The organism is Pseudomonas sp. TE3911 (genome assembly GCF_054062775.1).
In genome coordinates this window covers 2168888-2188551 of sequence record NZ_JBSSFP010000001.1, presented here as the reverse complement: position 1 = coordinate 2188551, position 19664 = coordinate 2168888, and the positions used below count along the sequence as shown (strand labels likewise).

Below are 19664 nucleotides of genomic sequence, written 5' to 3'. Positions count from 1 at the left end.
AGGGCGGAGGTATGGATCGAAAGGAGTCCACTGGTACATAAGTGGTACGAGCTAAAGCTGGGTTAGCTGTAGGCCTTTTTTTTAAAGGCTCTTTGGTTTAGTAGTTCCAATCCATCATCGGACGGATCGACTCTGTAGAGCATTGAGCGCCGAGCGTTGGGCAAAAATGGGGCAAACCATACGCCAATCAATGCCATCCAATGCCAAATATACGTTTATGTAACCGAATGCATGCACGCATTACAGCCAGCAGCCACGGGCCTATCTCCCAAAATTCTTTCCATACCCCTACACAATCGGGGTGTGCTGCACTGAGCGGTTTATTCCTTTTGGATGCGGTCCCACTCGTTCGAGTACTGCTCGGTCTCGTTGATGCAGTTTTCGCAGAGAGCGGCCCCGTAGTACGCCTCTTGTTCCAGCGCTGTTGCTAGCTCTTTACCTTCTAGGACTACCTGGCAATCGTTATGGTAGCCGCCTGGGTCCGTCACGCCTTCACATGCCCTCTGGAGATGGGGCGTAATGACTGCCTTTTGAAGGGCACTCAACTGGGCGAACCCTTTGTCCACGGCAAGCTTGGCTATTCCGCTAACCTTTGCGTCTTCGTTATCCAAATGGCCTTTGTCAAGCAGCTGTTTCAATACATCTATCTCTTCGCTCATTGAGCCCTCCTCGGGTCATGCTCCTTATGAGGCATGACGATATACCTAAGGATTAAAGCTTAGGGCAAAACTAGGGAAAATCCAGGGCCGTCATAGACCGTTTGAGGCCACTGGAAAGGAGCTGAAACATTGTATTTGCAGGGCAGAAGCGGCCTATAGACTCGTTAGAAGGGGTTCGAATCCCTATCATTGAGTTGGCTCCCCTACGAACGCATTCGACCCATCGCTGCCCCTCTCGAAAGGCAGTAATCGGCCAAAAGCGGTCAGTCACAAAACGACTGAATCGCATCGGGTCCCCAGTTTGCGGGTGGTCCAGAATCCTGAACGGGGTCTGGTCTGAGTCAGCACGGAGAAGGTTGATAGAAGCACTACACTAAATGGTGTGTCGCCTTAGAAATTGCGATAACGGCCAGGCTTGGAAGCCTTTCGTGCCAGCGAAGCGAGGGGGCCGATGGGAAGCTATGCTCAATCGATAACTGAAAAAGCTGACGACCCTATATTGTCGGCGGCAGCTATCTACCCACATCTGGCGATCATTATCTGCTGACTGTCTTATGTCTGCTGTGCTTCAGCCTCACTCCGCCTAATCTAAGGAACTCAAATGAAATGGAAGAGCAGGAATATCAGAGAACTCGCCCACATTGTTTGTGGCGACTCTGAGCACTTTCGGTATCGTTCAAGCAGTTACATCACTGAGTTCTTTCAAGATTGTGACTTAGATTACACCCACGATGGTTCAACCCGCTGGGCATGGGTTGCAAGCAGACTGGAGGAGGTGTTGGCTCTCCCGCATGCCAGTCCTTCGGTTCCACCTGATGCTTTCATTCGGATCATCCGTGCAACTCTCGACAAGGGCGACGCGCAGGAGGGCGATCCGGACAGGAGCAAAGCGCTTGCCGCGCTTAACGCTGTGCTAGTGCGCGAAGGTTGGGAAGCGTTCTTCGACGAGCACGGCCTCTGCCAATTGCGCCACAATGCCACTAACACCATTGCGCAGATGGCGAACCCGCATCGCCCGCTGACACCAGCGGAGATGGAACGCCGAGAGCTACTCACCACATACCTTGACAAGTGCTCTGAAGATGAGTTGATCGAGGAGGTGCTGCTACCGTTATTCCGTCAGCTCGGGTTCCATCGCGTAACTGTAACGGGTCACAAAGACAAGGCGTTGGAATACGGCAAGGACGTGTGGATGAAATATACCCTGCCGACTCTCCATGTCCTCTACTTCGGTATCCAAGCAAAAAAGGGCAAGCTAGATTCAGCGGGCGTAGGAAAACCTGGGTCATCGAATGTCGCCGAGATTCACAATCAGGTGAACATGATGCTTGGCCACGAGATTTTCGATTCGGAACTGAACCGACGAGTCTTAGTTGACCACGCATTCATCGTCGCGGGCGGCGAGATAACAAAACAGGCAAGAAACTGGATAGGCAACAAGCTCGATGCCACGAAGCGCTCTCAGATCATGTTTATGGACAGAGACGACATACTCAATCTTTTCATTGTTACGAATCTGCCATTACCAAAGAGCGCTTTGCCTCTACAGAAAGTTACAGCCACCTTCGACGATGATATACCGTTCTGAACCACAGCTTTTTCAGAACCATGGACAAAAAAGCGGAACCATTAGATTAGCTCCGCTTTTTTTATGTGGCCTATTTACGCTCTTTATATACACGAAGCCGGCCTGAAACGTAAGTTTAGCTAGGAACTTGCACAGGCTTACCGTCGACTATCCTGTAGCTCCTTTCAATGATTTTCATCGGGTTAGACGTGAAACTCTCTACCGTTGTGATCTGAGTGATGTCCGATAGGTCTCCAATATTTAGCTCTAACGCACCTCGATCATTTAGAGCCTCAGGTTCAGCGCCAAAGCATAGTCTGTACTCTCGTTGCCAAGCATACTCAATGGGTTTGCGAAACAATCCTATCGGGCCGCTATAGTCGCTGAAATCTACGTAATCCACCTGGCCGTAGCCACCTTCAAAGAAGGGAGAATTATAAAGAAGAGGGTGGGTCGCGATGGCTTGTGAAAGCCTTTTAGAAAACTCTGCATGGTTCGTAATACGAAGGACATGGGTACCAAATTCTCGGAAACGTTCACTGAATTGCAGCATCCCGTTGTCGAGCCCCCAAATCTGGCCATCAAGTCCGGCTGACACAGAAGCAAGGCAGTACACCATGACGGTTTCAGGTCGAGGTAAATTCAGGGTCATTATTGTCTCAGGGTTCAATACGATTTCGTCGTGACCTTCAACCTGAAGTGCGAGCTCGCTGACCACTCCATCCCTCATGCCAGAGCTGAGCTTAAGGTACACATTTTCAAGCTCGTCCCTTCGAAGTGCAGCGCCGGCTTCACCTTCAAGCTTCGCGAAATAGTCGACGCTATTCATGTAAAGCAGGCCACGCTGCAGCGCCTGTAGTCGATCTAGATTAGCCACCTTGAACAGCATCCAACATTGCTTGTTAGGCATGCGATCAGGTATCGCTTGCATCTGCACTTCACCAGATACCATCTTACCCCCTAATCTCTACAGGTCATCGTTTAAACAACGGGATGGAACGGGCTGCAGCTCGACGCTTGCGGAGGTCAGATCTGAAACTCTCGGTCGCGCGGCACCGATATTATCGTCAATGTTCGCTAGGACACCGTTCAGTTTACCCACATCAGTGATCACCAGGCACTACCGCACGAGTAAAGCCAAAAGTATAGGCATGTCCACACCATCGATCCCACGAATAAATAACTTGAGTTGGTTGCCTACAACCACGTGGCAGCATACCCAGCCTAGTAGGATTAGGCCTCCCACGCGGTGTGTAAGCGCTGCATAGGCTAGTTGCGATTACTCGGTCGGTGCTGATAATGGTGTCGGCGTTGACGTTGGTTTCGCTTTTGAAGGGGTCATAGCATCAACAGCTTTGCCCGCGAGGTCCTTTATTTGCTCAGTAAAACCTGGCACGGCTTTGAATGCTTGTTTAACAACGTCCGACGAAGCAAGTTCATGCCAAGGACTTCCATGGCTATCAGGTTCTACGAGGCGGAGAGGAAGCTCATCGAACCGAGCAAGCGCAGATGAAAGTAGTTTCGCTTCCATTTCTTTATCAAACCCAGCAGCTTCTCGACGGAAACCCTCATACGCGCGTGAAATGGATGCCTTAAAGGCATAATCTTCAGCAAGCCTGAATCGTTGTCCTATCTGCTTTGTAGCCAACCATGAAAACCAAACAGGAGCGCCAACCGATAACAGCGACAGTAGCAAATTCAGTGTCACTACCGATGTCGATATATTTGGAATTTGGAAAAGCTCTGAAAGCGTGTGAAGCTGATTGGAGCCGAAATAGCTCCCTCCCACAAGAGCCACGGCAAGTCCAGCAACCCAGAACCACATCGACTTGGATAGGGCGATAGAGCGCTCGCTGAATGCGGCCGCCAATCCAACGCTTGTCGCTGCTGAGTAAGCTGTCTCGCAGCGTTTTAGCACCGCTTCCGCTTCCTCCGCACTTATTTTCAGCAGAGCATCAAGTTCGTCGGCGTGCTCTCGAAGCGTCAAGATACGGGCTTGGTCTTTTGTTGCTGCTTGAGCAAGGTCGTCAATCGTCTTTTTCGCCTCTGACAACTGCTCCAAGTCGGCTGGAAGCTGATCAGCCGCGGTGTAGGCCTGTTCAATCCTCTCAACCATTGAACTTAGGTCAGTAGTGCGCGGTTCTAAACCCTTGAATCGCGCTTCCATAGCCCGTAGCTGCACAGTCAGCCTTCGGATTTTTGCTTGCGCCTCGGCGCGTTCGTCTGCCTTCAAGACGGGCTCAAGAGCTTTGCGCAGTCCCTCAAGCGTTAACATATATGTGGGAATGGCAGTAGCTGCGCTACCCCAAATATTCGGAACGGTAGCCGCATGCAAGTACGCTATGCGCCGAGCGTAATCCTTAATCCGGCTTTCCGAACTCCCCAGTTCATCAGTATCGTTGTCATCAATCAACTCAATGATTGATTGTGCTTCTTCGATTAATTCCGATCTCGTAAGTCCAGGGAACGACCAGTTGCCATGTGCGATCCCGAAGGGCTCGTCGTTAGGCACTGTGGTCTTTATCTGTGCAATCACGGCTTCTAGCTGGGTTTGAATAGTTGTTTACGATTCGTGCATTCCATATCCCCTATGTCAATTCGCCATTAGGTCAGCATGCATCAAAAAAAAACAATAGCCTACGAGAGCCAAATGCGGTTCGCATCGAATGGCCGGCCGCGGTCAGTCGCGACTGGCGGCTTTTGGCCGCAAGCTGACGTTGATCATACCGTGCAAAAGCAGGAAAAAAGTGGACGTTAGGCACGAGCCTTTTGACACTGACGTCGAGTTGACCCAGAGGCCTATGCCACTGCCCCATCCCGTCAGTAAATATCTAGCGCTGGTAATAGTTCAGGGGGTAGGATCCTGGATCAGTAAAGTTTCTGTAACAGGGCCAATCCAGCACTGGCGATAATAATCTCAGGCGATATACGCGTTTTACCAGAGGTGAAGTAATGCCGTTAGATAAAGATTGGCAGCCAAGTTTTGGGACTATCTTCACGTGGTTCGCCATGGATCGACATGGGCGTATAGCTGTAATGGTGAATAACTGTTTCGGCCCTATCCCTTCGAGCTTGTTGGCTATTCCGGAGCTAGAGGAAAAACTCGACAGTATAAATGAGTTTATGTGGGAAGAGTCGCGTGAGTTTCAAAGTTATCCAAAAAACAAGGAAGGTCGAACTCTTTTAGATATATATAGGTTTCGCAGGCACCTCAAACCCTCGTCGCGCGACGAAATGGAACGCATAGTCTTAGAGAGTTCGAACTTTTATCAAGAGCTCACGGAGTATTCACTTCCATCAATAAAAGGCTTCTATGTTTATCACGCGCTAGAAGATTACGTGTCCAGCGAAGATAATCCGATTGGTTATGAGGGAGACGCGGAAATTGGAGACTACTTTCGATATTTGATTCCAACGGTATGCGCTAGCATCGAAGACTTCCCTGAAGAATTAAGGTCACTAATCGCCGTATCCGACACATTAGATTTCACAGTTGACCGAGCCATTTTTAGTATGTCAATCAATCAGAGTTTTAAGCGATCTTTTAATCAACGGAAGTGAAAGATTAGCAGTTTTTAAAAATTAGTCGTTTCATCGGCTACGCAGTGAAGCGCTCCTAGATTTGTAGACAAACGGAGTGTCAGCTATTGGCCCAGAGTGTGTAAAAACAGATGTTCAGCCGGCGTCAGGGGAGACAGGCATCCCGCTGAATGATTTGGAAAGTACCTCCGCGCGACGCTTGTGTTTCTAGGTGGAACTGGTGAAATGTCAGCTTGGGATCGTTTAGCCGAAATCTACATCTGATGCGAGCGCTGGGTACTCAACCTTCATTTCGGTAAGGCATTCATGCATGAGCCTCGCATCCTCAGGTAAGCGCTTGGATAGCATGTTCCACCCTGAAATTTTCAGGTGCTCGGGCATTTCCACTAGACCCGTTATCGCGTCCCAGAAAGCATCCCAATTACAGCCATACCACCCAGGAAAACCGAGCGCATCCTTCAAGACACAATGGAGTTCCTCAGAGCTTGACACCCCACTCAGGTCAATATTTACCATGTGCAATCGGCTCATCGTCATTACCTCAAAAAACTGTTAACCAGCGAACGCATGCCAGTGGCTGAATCAGAATGCTTTTACTATCATTTTTGGCGTGATCCATTCGGGGGTCGGTAATGAAGCGCTTTATTCAAGGTGAGCATCGCGGACAAAGCACTTTGCTTCCCGAAAGCCTTGACGACTACGTCAGCAACACAAATCCGGTGCGAGTAGTCGACGTTTTCGTCGACGAACTCGACCTAGTCAATCTAAGTTTTGAAGGCGTCATTCCAGCCGATACCGGCCGACCTGCTTACCACCCCGCAATCTTGCTGAAAATCTACATCTACGGCTATCTCAACCGCATTCAATCGAGCCGGCGTCTTGAACGAGAAGCTCAACGCAACGTGGAGTTGATGTGGCTGACAGGGCGTTTGATGCCCGATTTCAAGACCATCGCGAATTTTCGAAAAGACAACAGCAAGGCTATCCGAGGCGTCTGTCGCCAGTTCGTAGTGCTATGTCAGCAGTTGGGATTATTCGGTGAAAAATCTGGTTGCCATTGATGGCAGCAAGTTTAAAGCCGTCAACAACCGCGACCGAAATTTCACCAGTGCCAAACTGAAGCGGCGCATGGAAGAAATCGAATCGAGCATCAACCGTTACTTAACGGCACTTGATACTGCGGATCGGCAAGAGCCCACATCCTCTGAAGCCAAGACGGTGCGGCTGGAAGAGAAAATCGCCAAGCTCAAAGTGCAAATGAAGGAGCTTCAGGCGATTGAAATACGGCTCAACGACTCACCGGATAAACAGGTCTCACTGACCGATCCAGACGCGCGTTCAATGATGACGCGTGGTACAGGAATCGTTGGCTACAACGTGCAAACAGCAGTCGATGCTCAGCACCATTTGATCGTTGCTCATGAGGTGACCAATGTCGGTTCCGACCGTGATCAGCTCAGCTCAATGGCCAAGCAGGCGCGCGAGGCCATGGCATCAGATTCGCTTTCGGTGGTGGCCGACCGAGGCTATTTCAAAGGTGAGGAAATCCTGGCTTGTCACAACGCTGATATCACCGCGTATGTGCCCAAGCCAATGACCTCTGGAGCCAAAGCTGATGGGCGTTTTAACAACGATGCCTTTATCTATGACGCGGCGAAAAATCACTATGTATGTCCAGCTGGAGAAACGCTGATATGGCGTTTCTCCAGCGTCGAGAAAGGCATGAAGCTGCATCGTTATTGGAGTTCAAAGTGTCAAGGCTGCGCCTTGAAAACACAGTGCACACCGAGCAAGCAACGCCGTGTTCGGCGCTGGGAGCATGAGGCGATATTGGAAGAGATGCAGGTCCGGCTGAGCAACGCGCCGGACATGATGCGAGTCCGAAAGCGCACAGTTGAGCATCCCTTCGGGACGCTCAAACAGTGGATGGGCGCCACGCATTTTTTGACGCGAAGGCTGGAAGGCGTCAGTGTAGAAATGAGCTTGAACGTGCTCGCCTACAACATGAAGCGCGTTATGAAAATCCTTGGCACCAGCAGCTTAATGAAGGCGTTGTCAGCCTGAAATGGTTGGCTTTGTTGCCCACCTGGCATCGTAGGGGCTTTATTGAAGCCTCCAAGACCCTAGTGACGACCCGCAGGGCTTACCCCGAGCGACTACATAGCAAAAACCGTCGGGGCTACGTGCCGACATTGCACTGGCCCGTTTTTACACACTCTGGGCCGATCGCTGCCCCTGGCAAGAGGCATAAAACGGCCAGAAGCGGACGGAGGATTACCGTAGGCGGCTCTAGATCATTCAGCTTCTACAATCCGGGTCAGTCACGGCACTGACTAGAGACGTCATGCGAAGGACGACGCACACGCAAACCGCAGTGACGCACTGGTTTCTAACTATCAAGTCTTTTCGCAGGGGCACCACGCAAGCAGTTTCAAGCCTGCGCAGCGATACTGGCTTTGCTTTCGAACATGGCGGTGTCGGCCTTGAAAATCAGATCGTCCAGACCTTCGCCATCTTCCGGATACCACGCCAGCCCTAGGCTGGCGCTGACCTTGATCTGGCTGTTTTTCCATGGAATGGGCAGGTCGACGGCCTTGCAGATTTCATGGGTGATGCGCTTGATATTGCCTCTGTGATGCGCGCCGTCGAGCAGCACTACGAATTCGTCACCGCCCATGCGCGCGGCTATTTCGAACTCGCGAACATTGGATTTGATGGCCGTGCCTACGTGGATCAGGATGGCATCGCCAGCCTGGTGGCCAAAACGATCATTGATCTGCTTGAAGTGATTCAAGTCGATATAGCACAGGGCCAGATGTTCTCCACGGCTCTTTGCGGCCAGCAGCTTCTGACTAGCAAAGGGAATAAAACTATTGCGATTGGGTAAGCCAGTCAGGCTGTCATAGAAGGCCAGCTTATGTACTTCCTCTTCGGCGAGTTTGCGCAACTTGATCTCGTTGCGCAGATGGCGCTGGGCATTCAACAGAACCAGAGCGAACATCAGGACAAGCACACAGCCGATACTGATCAGCACAATGGTCTTGCGTAGCCGCTCGATGAGCTGTGGCGGGTTGGGATCGTAAATGAAATTTTCCAGACCGGCGATATTGTCGACCATACCCAGTTCGAGGAAGGTTTCAGCCATACGTTGCCAGCGCCCTGGGTTCATATGACCGATCTCGATCAGGTCAGATATCACCAGCGGACGCATGGCCTGAGCTTCGAATTGCAAGTGCGCGCGAGTTTTCTCCACCGAGTACTGATTGAGTAACAGGTCTATGATTTGCTCGGGGTTATCCATCGCGTAGCGCCAGCCGCGCAGGGTAGCGCGGCGGAAGGCCTCGACCCGCTGTGGATGTTCGTCAATCTCGGCCTGGCTGGTAAACAGGATGTCGCTGTAGAAGTCGATCCCGTAGGTGACGGGCGAGATGATGTTGTATTCCACGCCCCGCTCTTGCAGGTAGAAGGGCTCGTTGGTCAGGTACGAGTTGAACGCCGTCACTTTACCGCTGGCTAGATCTCCAATTTGATAACTGCTGGGTAGCAGTTGTAGTTTTTCGAAGGGTATACCCTCGCTACGGAACATCGCCAGAAAATCGGCATCGGTCTGTGCATCCATTAGCATCAACGGCTTGCCAATCAGGTCGTGCACAGTTCGAACGCCTTGGTCTGTACGAGCCACGAGCACGGAAGGTGAATGCTGAAAAATCACCGCCAGCGCTACCAAGGGCTTTCCATGCAGACGTGCGTAGAGCAATTCACTATTGGCTTCGCCGTATTGGGCACGCCCAGAGAGCACTTCTTCGACCGGTGTGACATGGGGGCCTCCTTCGTGCAAGCGCACGTCAAGTCCTTCTTCGCGGTAATAGCCCTTTGCGATGGCGGCATAGTAGCCAGCGAACTGGAACTGATGTTTCCAACGTAGCTGGACATCAATCACCTGTTCGGCGCCATTCTGTTGAGGGCCAGGACCCGCCCACGCAGCCTGACCCCAGACGAGCACAAAACACAGCAGTCGACGCAGCCGAACCAGGAGAAGTCTCTTCGGCGGGCCTGGCGTGTTAGAACAGTAACAGAGGCTAGGCATGGTGATAGTCCGTGAATCGCGCTTATCGTTGAGCGTGCAAGGCGCGGCACATCATTGTGACATCACTCATGCGGGGCCAGCAATCGCGCGTCACGATAACCAAAGCGGACGTTATCCTCGCTTGCGGCGTGGTTGGCGTTTGCTTCCCTACAACAGACAGCTAATGGCCAATAGCCGCCATTTACGAAAAGCCGCTTTCGACTCCAAGCGGACACTCCACTGATGCCAGGCAGGTAGTGTGAGATGTGTGGCGTCGAACCGATAAGCGAATGTTTTAGGCCAAAAGCGCGGTTAGGCCTCTGCTTTAATCAGCACGCCACTCTTTCGCAAACCTCAGCCTCGGTCAGTGGCGCGCCTTTTTTATCCTCGGCGGCTCGAAGCACTGCCGCCAGATCTGGCAAAAAGACGAGATATAGCGGGTCTGTAGTCATCAGTTTCTTCCCTGAGCCGATTAGATATCGCAGGGTTGGCCAGTTCCGGACATCAACATTACATTGGAGTGCGAACCGCAAAGATCGCTTCGCAATTTGATCAACTGAGCGCCCAACAATCAACTTTGAACTAATCACTACGCCCGCCCCCCTAATTCTGTGCAAGTTACCTCAAGCCCTGGCAACTCCTGGGTTACTCAATCACACACGAAGGCTTGGTGAATCATGAAAAGCGAACAAGTTGAAGGCGCTGTAGAAAAAGTTGCAGGCAAGGCGCAGAGCGCAGTGGGGAAACTCTTTGGTGATTCGAAGCTGGAAGCTGAAGGCGTGGGACGTCAAGCTGCTGGTCAGTTGACCCAAACCTATGGCGATGCACTGGACAGCGTATCGACCTTTGTTAAGGAGAAACCAGTTGCTGCAATCGCGATTGGTGCCGTCGCCCTGTTGGTTCTAAACCGTCTCTTGCGCCGCTGATTTAGCAAAAAAGGACGTTTTGACACGGGCGTTCTTTTTGCGTTTGTATATCGCCTGGCACCCTTGGCTCTGTCCATCAGTGGGCCTCGGGGGCGCGGGCGGTATGCACAGCTCACGCCCATCGTGCGCTGACCGCCGGTGCTGAGGTCAAGTTAGGAGAGGAGGGCGTTCAAAATTTGTGCGGGGGCTGACCGCGCTGCATTGATTTTTGGTGGGCAACCAAAGCTTTGCCATTGTCTCACGATGAATCAATCCCGCGTTTTTGCACGCTCGCACAGCAGTTAATTTTTCTTCAGAAACCTGAGCTCCGGACGGACTAGGTACCAGCTGGTCATTTCCCATCTGCCTTGCGAAATCGGCCAGGATTTTGACAGCTATCCGGCCTTCGATTCGTACGCACCTTATGCACAGCTAAGCTCGTCACTCCGTAAAATAATCCAATAACCAGGTGCTGCCGCCAGGCTGGACAGGGACAACAATCCTGAGCAGACGAGTAGGTACTGGTGACCAGACTCCAGATCCAGAACGTGGCTGAAAGTGAACATGACGCATTATGACCCTATCTGACGTAGTGCGTGATCATCCAAGTGGGCGATGTCAGATGTTCATAAATAGCTCACGGGGCCGAGATTGCTGACTAAATGTTCTCGGAATTAGCGCGATTGTTCATCGATAGATTTTCATAGACCTAGTTTTTCAAGCGTGTTTAGCCTCGTCCCGACTACCTCGACGGTCCAAGTCCAGATGCTGATGGATGTTGGCTCTCAAAAAACCATGCTTTGGGATTTGGTTGAAAATCACGCAGAAGCTGGCCGGCTCAGCATTGAGCCGTTGGTTTGTTCCGGAGTTGGTCATTCATGGCCCTCCTGACAGCCTCAATGGTGAAGTTCGGAGTTGGCTCTAGGAACGTGGGGCCTGTTCAAGGATTAGCGTGAGTCGCTATCGACATTGGCGCGGATCTTGTCCGCCAGCGCCATCAACGGCGCGGCGTAACACGTCACGACGGCATCGATAGACTGTGGGGTGGATAGGCTGATATTCAAAATATGGTCCTGATAGTTACGGATGCCGAGTGGGGTTGAAATAGCCACGACTTCGGCCTGCCAGGACGCAGCGCAATACCCTCGAAGTCGCACGCTTTCGCAGGCTTCGGCAATCTCTGTTTCCAATACCGCCCACCTGGCATCGCAGCGTCTCGACTTGAAGTTCGCCATCAGCGCTTGCCGCTCTTTCGTGCCAATCGTCGCCAGGTAAGCGCGCCCCAAGGAAGTGAACTCCATGGGGACTCGCTGCCCGGTTTGTACGGTTCGTGGGGTGTTTTTACGGCTCAGTCGGATGGACTCCAGGTAAATCATCTCATCGCGGTCGGCGGCGGCCAGCCCCACATTCACGCCTAACGCGTGGGCCGCTTCGCGCATCAAGGGCGCAGCGATCTGCACCAGCGAACTGCTGTTGTACATGACGTTGGCGAAGCAGAGGGTGGCGGGTGCGAGGCGATAGGCACTGTGTTGGCGGTCGTACACCAGCATGCCGCTGTGGATCAGCGTCTGGGTCAGGCGACTGATCGTGGACTTGGACAAACCTGTGCGTTCGCTGATTTCGCCATTCCCCAAGTACTCGGTGCCCGCGCGAAAGGCTCGCAGGATTTCAAGGCCGCGCTCCAGCGAACGGTTGATCGGCGCCTTGCCGGCACCCGGCGTATCAAACCCGTCGTCCTCTTTCATCGTGTTCCATCCAGTGGAATTGCCGGATTGTCAATCATGGGGAGCTCCATAGACTCGGGATCAGCGCAAGGCCCTTCAGTTTGGGCTGCTGCCATGCCAACAACAAGAGAGAGATTCCCCATGACGATGTTGCAAAGTGTTACCTCGCCCATCCACATGGCCGTCGATGACGATGGCATCGCGGTGCTGACCCTTAATCGACCCGAAGCGCGCAACGCCATCAGCGACGAGATGCGCAGTCACATGATCGAGTTGCTGGAAGAAGTGGCCGCAAACAGCCAGATTCGCGCCCTCATCATCACTGGTACCGGCAAAGGCTTCTGCGCAGGCGGCGACATCAAGGGCATGGAAAAACGCATGAGCGCACCGGCGGGCGAGGTGGCCTATAACGGCTGGAAGCGCCAGCAGCGCGTGCATCATGCGGTCTCCCTATTGCTCAACCTGCCCAAGCCGACCCTGGCTGCTGTCAATGGTGCCGCCACGGGGCTGGGTTGCGACCTGGCACTGAGCTGCGATTTCGTGGTGTCCTCCCGGCAAGCCAGCTATGCCATGAGTTATATCGCTCGGGGCCTGATCCCCGACGGCGGCGGCTTGTACCTGTTGCCGCGTCGAGTCGGATTGCCCAAAGCCAAGGAACTGATCTACACCGGTCGCCGCGTAGAGCCCGACGAAGGGCTGGCGATCGGCCTGGTGGACCGAGTGGTCGAACACGACGACCTGCTGGAAGAAACCCGCTGCTGGGCGTTGGAACTCTCCGCCGGCTCGGCGACCGCACTGGCATTGAGCAAATCCATCCTCAACAACAGCTTCGAACTGACCCAGGCCCAGGTCTTGGCCATGGGCAGCCAGGCGCAAGGCATTTGCTACACCTCGGCCGAGCATCAGGCGTCGGTGGCGGCTTTTCTGGCGGCCAAGGCGAAGAGGGCATGAGCATGGGTAATATTTCCCGCCTGATGAACCCGCGCAGTGTAGCGGTGATCGGCGCCTCCGGCGATGCGCAGAAGACCTCCGGACGGCCCATCGCATTCCTGCGCAAACATGGCTTCGAAGGCCGCTTGTATCCGGTCAACCCGCGGTACACCGAGATCGATGGGTTGACCTGCTATCCCTCTATCGCCGCACTACCAGAGGTTCCGGACGCCGCCATCATCCTGCTCGGGCCTGAGCGTGCCAACCAGGCCGTTGCCGAACTGGCGGCCATGGGCACGCCGGCGGCCATCGTGCTTGCCGGTGGCTATGGAGAGGCTGGCGAAGCGGGCGTCGCGCGCCAGCAGGCCTTGCACAAGGCGCGAGGCAACATGCGCATCCTGGGGCCGAACACCATCGGCCTGATCAACCTTACCCAGGGCATCACCTTGTCGGCTAGCGGTGCGCTGGATCAGGATGCATTGAGAGCGGGTAACATCGCAGTCATTTCCCAGAGTGGCGGGATCCTGGGATCGCTCCTGTCCCGTGGTGCTGCCGCCGGCATCGGTTTTTCCAAGCTGGTGGCGACCAGCAACGAAGTCGACCTGGACGTCGCCGATTTCGTCGATTACCTGGTGGATGACGACGCCACGGAAGTCATTGCCCTTTACCTCGAAGGGCTGCGCGACACCGAGAAATTCAGCCGCGCTGCCCTCAAAGCGCGCGCGGCCGGCAAGCCCATTGTTGTGTTCAAAGTCGGGCGCTCCGAAGCCGGAGCCCGATCAGCTGCTTCCCATACCGGCGCCCTGGCCGGCGCCGACGCACTCTACGACGTGTACTTCAAACAACTGGGCATCGTGCGGGCACAGACGTTTGCCGATCTGCTCGACCTGCCGTTCGCGTTGGCGAGCCGGCGCACGATGGCGGGTAACCGGGTGGCGATTCTGACCTCGACCGGCGGCGCGGGCACGCTGATTGCCGATGCCCTGGGCGCCAATGGTTTCGACACGCCGCCGCCGGGGGAGGCCACCGCTGCACGTTTGCGTGATCTGGACCTCGGTGACCAGGCGGTGCTCGACCGTAACCCCATCGACCTGACCCTGGCCGGCCTGCAGCCGCAGATCATGCAAGAAGCCATGCGCATCCTGCTGGAAAGCGCGGACTACGACGCGGTGATCAGTGTGGTGGGATCATCCGGTGTCGCGCGCCCGACGCTGATGGCCGACGCGATCCGCGACAGCCAGCGCGACAGCAGCAAGCCCGTGCTTGCCTATGTCAGCCCGTACGCACCGCAAGCCTTGCTACGTATCAACAGCAACCAGGGCGTCGCCTTTACTGCGCCGGAGGCTTGCGCGAGTGCATTGCTGGCACTCAAAGCCAAAGCCTGCATTGTTCAGGACACGCCGCGAGCGCAATCAAGCCGTCAGCATATGAGCGCCGAGGACGTCGAGCAGTTGCCCGGTGGAACCCTGGATGAACAGCAGAGCAAAGCTCTGTTTACTCGTTTCGGCGTGCCCGTCACTCGTGAGCAGGCGGTCGCGGATGCTGGCGAGGCAATCGAGGCCGCCCGGGCGCTCGGCCCGAACGTTGTGCTCAAGGTGCTGTCCGAGCGCATCCCTCACAAGACCGAAGTCGGTGGCGTTGCGCTCGGCCTGAGCGAACACAGCATTGGTCAGGCGTTGGACGACATGCGCCGCGTGGTCACGCAGAAGGCCGGGTTCGCGCCCGAGCGTTTCCTTGTCCAGGAGATGGTCAGTGGCGGTCATGAGCTGATCCTCGGCTTCCATCGCGACCCACAACTGGGGCCGGCGTTGCTGCTGGGTATGGGCGGTGTCAGCGCCGAATTGCTGCGCGATACCAGCATGCGATTGCTGCCGATCTCGCGCAATGACGCGGATGCAATGCTGCGGGAGCTGAAGACCTTCGCGCTGCTCGACGGTTATCGCGGCGCGCCCAAGGCCGATATCAACGCGTTGGTCGACTGCATCCTCGCCTTCGCCGACATGGCCACGACCCTGGGAACAAAGCTGCAAGAGGCTGAGATCAACCCCTTGCGCGTGCTGGCCGAAGGGCAGGGCGTGAGGGCCGTTGATGGCCTCACGTTGCTGGCCTGAGGCGCCACCTATTCCACTGTGTGGAATAGGTGGATTGACCCTTAACCCTCCGGTTTCATAATCAAGACAGCTTCATCAACGACTCATAAAAACAAGTAGGTCGCTATGAACGTATTTAATTGCACATCGCCTCAACAGCTCCCTCTGGGTAACGTTCATTTTCAAAGCGGAGGCCCATCATGCCTGTCGCATTGAAAGCCATCACCCAGCCTAAAGGCGCCGAACGCGACGAGCAGGCGTCATCGCTCATCCAGTTCATCGGCGTGTCCAAATCCTTCACCGTCAAGGGCATTGCCAAACAGGCCTCCCATAGCATCAACCTGTCGATCAAGAAGGGCGAAGTGGTCACCGTGGTCGGGCCGTCGGGCTGCGGCAAGTCCACCTTGCTGAACATGGTCGCGGGGTTGTTTGCGCCCACCGAAGGGCAGGTCGTCTACAACGGTAAGGCCGTTTGCGGGGTCAATGGCCGTACCGGCTACATGACCCAGAGTGACCACTTGCTGCCTTGGCGTGATGTGGTGGGCAACATTGCCGTGCCGTTGGAGATCCAGGGCATGGCCAAGGCAGAACGCCGCGTACGCATCCAGGAGCTGGTTCGCCTCGTGGGCCTGGAAGGCTTCGAAAAGTCCTACCCCAGCCAGCTCTCCGGCGGTATGCGTAAACGTGCGGCGCTGGCCCGGCTGCTGGCGTATGACCCTGAAACCCTGCTGATGGACGAGCCGTTCGCGGCACTCGATGCGCAACTGCGCATGCGCATGCAGACCGAGCTGATCCGGCTCAGTCGCCGGTTGAACAAGACGGTCATCTTTGTCACCCACGATTTGGATGAGGCCGTGGCACTCGGTGATCGCTGTCTGATCTTCGCCGGCCGTCCCGGCACCATCGTCAAGGACGTGCAGATTCCCCTGGGCGAGGAGCGCAACATTCTGCAGTTGCGCAAAGACCCGCGCTATCACCAGCTCTGCGGCGACTTGTGGGACTTCATGACCCCGTCTTTGAACGATGCAGCAAAGGATAACCAAGCATGAATATTTTCCTTGGACGCCTGGCGATTTTCATCGTGCTTTTCGGCACCTGGCAACTCGCCTCGGGGCCGTTGATCGACCCCTTCTTCGTCAGCTCACCCAGCGAGATCGCTGGCAAGTTCTACGAGTTGGTCATCAGTGGCAGGCTGTTTTCCCATGGCGGGATCACCGTGGTGGAAACCCTTGCAGGCTTCGTACTGGGGGCGACCGTCGGGATTGGGGTGGGGCTGTTGCTGGGGCGTAACGAATTGCTGGCCAAGCTGCTCGATCCGATCTTGATCTCGATCTACAGCCTGCCCAAAGTGGCCCTGGCGCCGCTGTTCATCATGTGGTTCGGCATCGGTATCGAGATGAAGATCATCCTGACCGCCACCATCGTGTTCTTCCTGGTGTTCCTCAACACCTACAGCGGCGTGCGTGCGGTTGACCGCGAGCAGTTGGAGATACTGCGCCTGATGGGCGCCCGCGAACATCACCTGATCACCAAAGTGGTGTTCCCCTCGGCGATCCAATGGGTGTTCACCGGCCTCAAGCTCTCGGTGCCGTATGCCCTGATCGGCGCCATCGTCGGCGAAATCATGGCCTCCAATCGCGGGCTCGGTTACCTGCTGCAAGATGCCGCCGGGCAGTTGGACACCGCCGGCGTATTCGCCGCACTGGTCGCGATTATCGCCCTGGCGCTGCTGCTGCAAGCGTTTGTACGAATGGTGGAAACCCGTCTGATGCCGTGGAAAAAAGACCTGGGTGATCGTGAAGCTTCGGTTTGACCTGTTCATAACGCACAAGAAAATACAGGTGTACATATGTCTATTAAAACGCTGATTGCAAAGATGGGCCTGGTCGCTTCGCTGGTGGCCGCGAGCGCCGGCGCACATGCGCAGGACATCAAGGTTGCCCTGGGCACCGACGGCTTCGTGCATATGCCGCTGTTCGTGGCGGTGGATGGCGGCTATTTCAAGAAGCAGGGTATGAATGTCGAATTGATCAAGTTCAAGGGCGGTGGCGCCGCGACTTCGGGCCTGGCCAGTCGAACCGTGGAGTTCTGTTCGTGCGCGATCCAGAATTCGATCAACGCTAAATTGAAGGGCGCTGATCTAACCCTTCTGGGGCGCCTGGTGGGACAGTATGCAAGTAACGTGGTCATCAGCCAGAAGAAAGCCGACCAACTCGGCCTGACCGCGCAGACCCCTATGGAAGAACGTCTGAAGGCGATGAAAGGCTTGAAGATTGCCGTCAGCGGTGCGGGTGGCAGCGCCGATTTCCTGGTGCGCTTCCTCGGTGAAAAGGGTGGCCTTTCGGCAGAGAAAGATTTCACCCTGCTTTACCTCAACAGCGCCAGCGCCATTCTGACCGCGTTCTCCCAAGGACGAATCGATGGCTTTGCCTTGTCCTCGCCCACCTCGGACAGCGCGATTATCGAGCACAAAGGGTTCACGCTGTTGGACATGGCCGACGGGCAGGTCAAGGAGCTTGATGGCTACCCTTCGATTGCCTTGAGCGCGCGCAAACAGTGGGCAGATGAAAACCCGAAAACCGTCAAACAGTTCCTCGACGGCCTCGCGCAAGCGACCAAGCTGATCAACGAAGACCCTGAGCAAGCGATGAAACTCGTGCGTGCTCGTTTTGAAGGCACGCCGGACAATGTCTACGCAGCGGCGTGGAAGTCCAACAAACACTCGTTCCCGCAAACGCCTTATCTGAGCGAAGACGACGTGGCCCGGGCCATTGCGTTTCTCGGCAAGATTCAGGGCCAATCGATTCCTGGCAAGGCCAGCGACTACATGACCTCAGTACGCTGATACCCCTCTCAACATTGACGCACGTATCGGCCCACCGACCTCAACCGAGTTCGGTGTGGCTGAGTACGGCCCGGAATCACTCATGAATAATAAGAAAACAGCTGCATCCTGGGGCGTGATCGTCGCCGCCGGGCCATGGCTTGCCAGTGCACAGGCCGCGGATTTCATGGCGGATGCCAAAGTCGACCTGGAGCTGCGCAACTTCTACATGAACCGCGACTTTCGTGATGGCAGCGGCCAATCAAAGCGCGATGAATGGGCCCAAGGCTTCATTCTTCGCGCACAGTCGGGCTACACCCCAGGATTCGTCGGCTTCGGCCTGGACGCAATCGCCATGGTCGGACTGAAACTCGACTCCAGCCCGGACCGCACCGGTACCGGCTTGCTGCCGGTTCATGATGACGGCAGGGCACCCGATGAGTATTCCAAGGCCGGGCTGACCGCAAAAATGCGCGTGTCCAAAACCGAGCTGAAGGTGGGCACCTTGATGCCCAAGCTGCCCACCCTGCAATCAAACTTCGGTCGCTTACTGCCGCAGACCTTCCGCGGCGGTATGCTCGAGTCCCGAGAGTGGGGCGGCTTGGAGCTGATAGGCGGGCACCTTGACCAAGTGACTGACCGCGATGTCACCGGCGCGCAAGGGTTGGCCATCAATAATAAGAACCGGCGCTTCAGCGGCCAGCTGGATGGCGGTGCCTTTGAGTTGGCAGGCGCTGCCTATCGTTGGAAGACGGTGCAGCTGACTTACCAGGTCGGTCGTCTGGAGGATGTCTACCAACAGCATTACCTGGGGTTCAGCAGCGCCAACGAAGTCGGCAAGGGCAAGTTTAAGTCAGATCTGCGCCTGTTCATCAGTGATGATCAAGGACAGGCGCGCGCCGGAGAGATCGACAATCGCGCTTTCAGTGGGATAGCGACCTACGAATGGCGTGGCAACGCGTTCAGCCTGGGTTATCAGGCCATGAGCGGGGATTCGGCGTTTCCCTACGTCGAGGGCACCGACCCGTATCTGGTCAACTTCGTGCAGGTGGGCGATTTTGCCGAGAAGGGTGAACGCTCCTGGCAACTGCGTTATGCCCGTGACCTGGCGTCATGGGGCTTGCCGGGGCTGACCTTTATGACCCGCTACGTCAAAGGCACTGATGCACAGGTGCTGAGTACCGATTCAGGCCGCGAGCGCGAGTTGGATATCGAATTGCAGTACCGGGTACAAAGCGGACCGCTCAAGGCCTTGGACATACGCCTGCGCAACGCCGCGTATCGCTCGGACTTCTCGCGCAATGCCAACGACACGCGGGTGATCCTCAGCTATCCCATTTCCTTCCTCTGACTGGTAAC

Annotated in this window: 15 protein-coding genes and 1 pseudogene; 10 read left to right on the top strand and 6 right to left on the bottom strand. The window is 55.2% G+C overall.

Annotated features, from left to right (window positions below; all coding sequences use genetic code 11):
• Positions 1-320 precede the first annotated feature (320 nt).
• Positions 321-659 carry a hypothetical protein gene (locus ACVWXD_RS09975; RefSeq protein ID WP_457370945.1) on the bottom strand — a complete coding sequence of 113 codons (339 nt, stop codon included), beginning with the start codon at positions 657-659 and terminating at the stop codon, positions 321-323.
• A gap of 601 nt (positions 660-1260) precedes the next feature.
• Here ACVWXD_RS09975 and ACVWXD_RS09970 point away from each other — a divergent pair.
• Positions 1261-2247: a hypothetical protein gene (locus ACVWXD_RS09970; RefSeq protein WP_457370944.1), complete on the top strand. Its 987-nt coding sequence runs from the start codon at positions 1261-1263 to the stop codon at positions 2245-2247.
• 115 nt (positions 2248-2362) lie between these two features.
• On the opposite strand, the gene ACVWXD_RS09965 is transcribed toward ACVWXD_RS09970, so the two are convergent.
• Positions 2363-3157 (bottom strand): hypothetical protein, encoded by a 795-nt coding sequence (locus ACVWXD_RS09965; protein WP_457370943.1) that lies wholly within the window; start codon positions 3155-3157, stop codon positions 2363-2365.
• 348 nt (positions 3158-3505) lie between these two features.
• Positions 3506-4738 (bottom strand): hypothetical protein, encoded by a 1233-nt coding sequence (locus tag ACVWXD_RS09960; RefSeq protein ID WP_457370942.1) that lies wholly within the window; start codon positions 4736-4738, stop codon positions 3506-3508.
• 440 nt (positions 4739-5178) lie between these two features.
• On the opposite strand from ACVWXD_RS09960, the gene ACVWXD_RS09955 reads away from it, so the two are divergent.
• On the top strand, positions 5179-5787 hold the full coding sequence (locus ACVWXD_RS09955; protein ID WP_169954328.1) for a hypothetical protein: 609 nt from the start codon (positions 5179-5181) through the stop codon (positions 5785-5787).
• A 222-nt stretch (positions 5788-6009) separates the two neighbouring features.
• On the opposite strand, the gene ACVWXD_RS09950 is transcribed toward ACVWXD_RS09955, so the two are convergent.
• Entirely contained in the window at positions 6010-6297 is a 288-nt protein-coding gene (locus tag ACVWXD_RS09950; RefSeq protein WP_024075769.1) for a barstar family protein, read from the bottom strand.
• A gap of 101 nt (positions 6298-6398) precedes the next feature.
• On the opposite strand from ACVWXD_RS09950, the pseudogene ACVWXD_RS09945 reads away from it, so the two are divergent.
• Positions 6399-7830 (top strand): annotated as a pseudogene (locus ACVWXD_RS09945) (IS1182 family transposase).
• A gap of 367 nt (positions 7831-8197) precedes the next feature.
• Here ACVWXD_RS09945 and ACVWXD_RS09940 read toward each other — a convergent pair.
• Positions 8198-9853, bottom strand: coding sequence for an ABC transporter substrate-binding protein (locus ACVWXD_RS09940; protein ID WP_457370941.1), 1656 nt, complete (start codon positions 9851-9853; stop codon positions 8198-8200).
• 656 nt (positions 9854-10509) lie between these two features.
• On the opposite strand from ACVWXD_RS09940, the gene ACVWXD_RS09935 reads away from it, so the two are divergent.
• Positions 10510-10758, top strand: coding sequence for a CsbD family protein (locus ACVWXD_RS09935; RefSeq protein WP_457370940.1), 249 nt, complete (start codon positions 10510-10512; stop codon positions 10756-10758).
• Between the two features lie 926 nt (positions 10759-11684).
• On the opposite strand, the gene ACVWXD_RS09930 is transcribed toward ACVWXD_RS09935, so the two are convergent.
• The gene (locus ACVWXD_RS09930) at positions 11685-12482 is read right to left on the bottom strand and encodes an IclR family transcriptional regulator (protein ID WP_457370939.1); all 798 of its coding nucleotides are present in this window, start codon (positions 12480-12482) and stop codon (positions 11685-11687) included.
• Positions 12483-12602: 120 nt separating this feature from the next.
• On the opposite strand from ACVWXD_RS09930, the gene ACVWXD_RS09925 reads away from it, so the two are divergent.
• From ACVWXD_RS09925 to ACVWXD_RS09900, 6 genes are all read left to right on the top strand, one after another.
• Positions 12603-13412 carry an enoyl-CoA hydratase/isomerase family protein gene (locus tag ACVWXD_RS09925; protein ID WP_457370938.1) on the top strand — a complete coding sequence of 270 codons (810 nt, stop codon included), beginning with the start codon at positions 12603-12605 and terminating at the stop codon, positions 13410-13412.
• A 2-nt stretch (positions 13413-13414) separates the two neighbouring features.
• On the top strand, positions 13415-15502 hold the full coding sequence (locus ACVWXD_RS09920) for an acetate--CoA ligase family protein (RefSeq protein WP_457370937.1): 2088 nt from the start codon (positions 13415-13417) through the stop codon (positions 15500-15502).
• Positions 15503-15681: 179 nt separating this feature from the next.
• A complete protein-coding gene (locus tag ACVWXD_RS09915) occupies positions 15682-16530 on the top strand; it encodes an ABC transporter ATP-binding protein (protein WP_457370936.1) in 849 nt (282 codons plus the stop codon).
• Positions 16527-17294 (top strand): ABC transporter permease, encoded by a 768-nt coding sequence (locus ACVWXD_RS09910; protein ID WP_457370935.1) that lies wholly within the window; start codon positions 16527-16529, stop codon positions 17292-17294. Before ACVWXD_RS09915 ends, ACVWXD_RS09910 begins: the two co-directional genes overlap by 4 nt.
• 36 nt (positions 17295-17330) lie before the next feature.
• Positions 17331-18326: an ABC transporter substrate-binding protein gene (locus ACVWXD_RS09905; RefSeq protein WP_122753341.1), complete on the top strand. Its 996-nt coding sequence runs from the start codon at positions 17331-17333 to the stop codon at positions 18324-18326.
• Between the two features lie 82 nt (positions 18327-18408).
• Entirely contained in the window at positions 18409-19656 is a 1248-nt protein-coding gene (locus ACVWXD_RS09900) for an OprD family porin (RefSeq protein ID WP_457370934.1), read from the top strand.
• Positions 19657-19664: the final 8 nt, after the last annotated feature.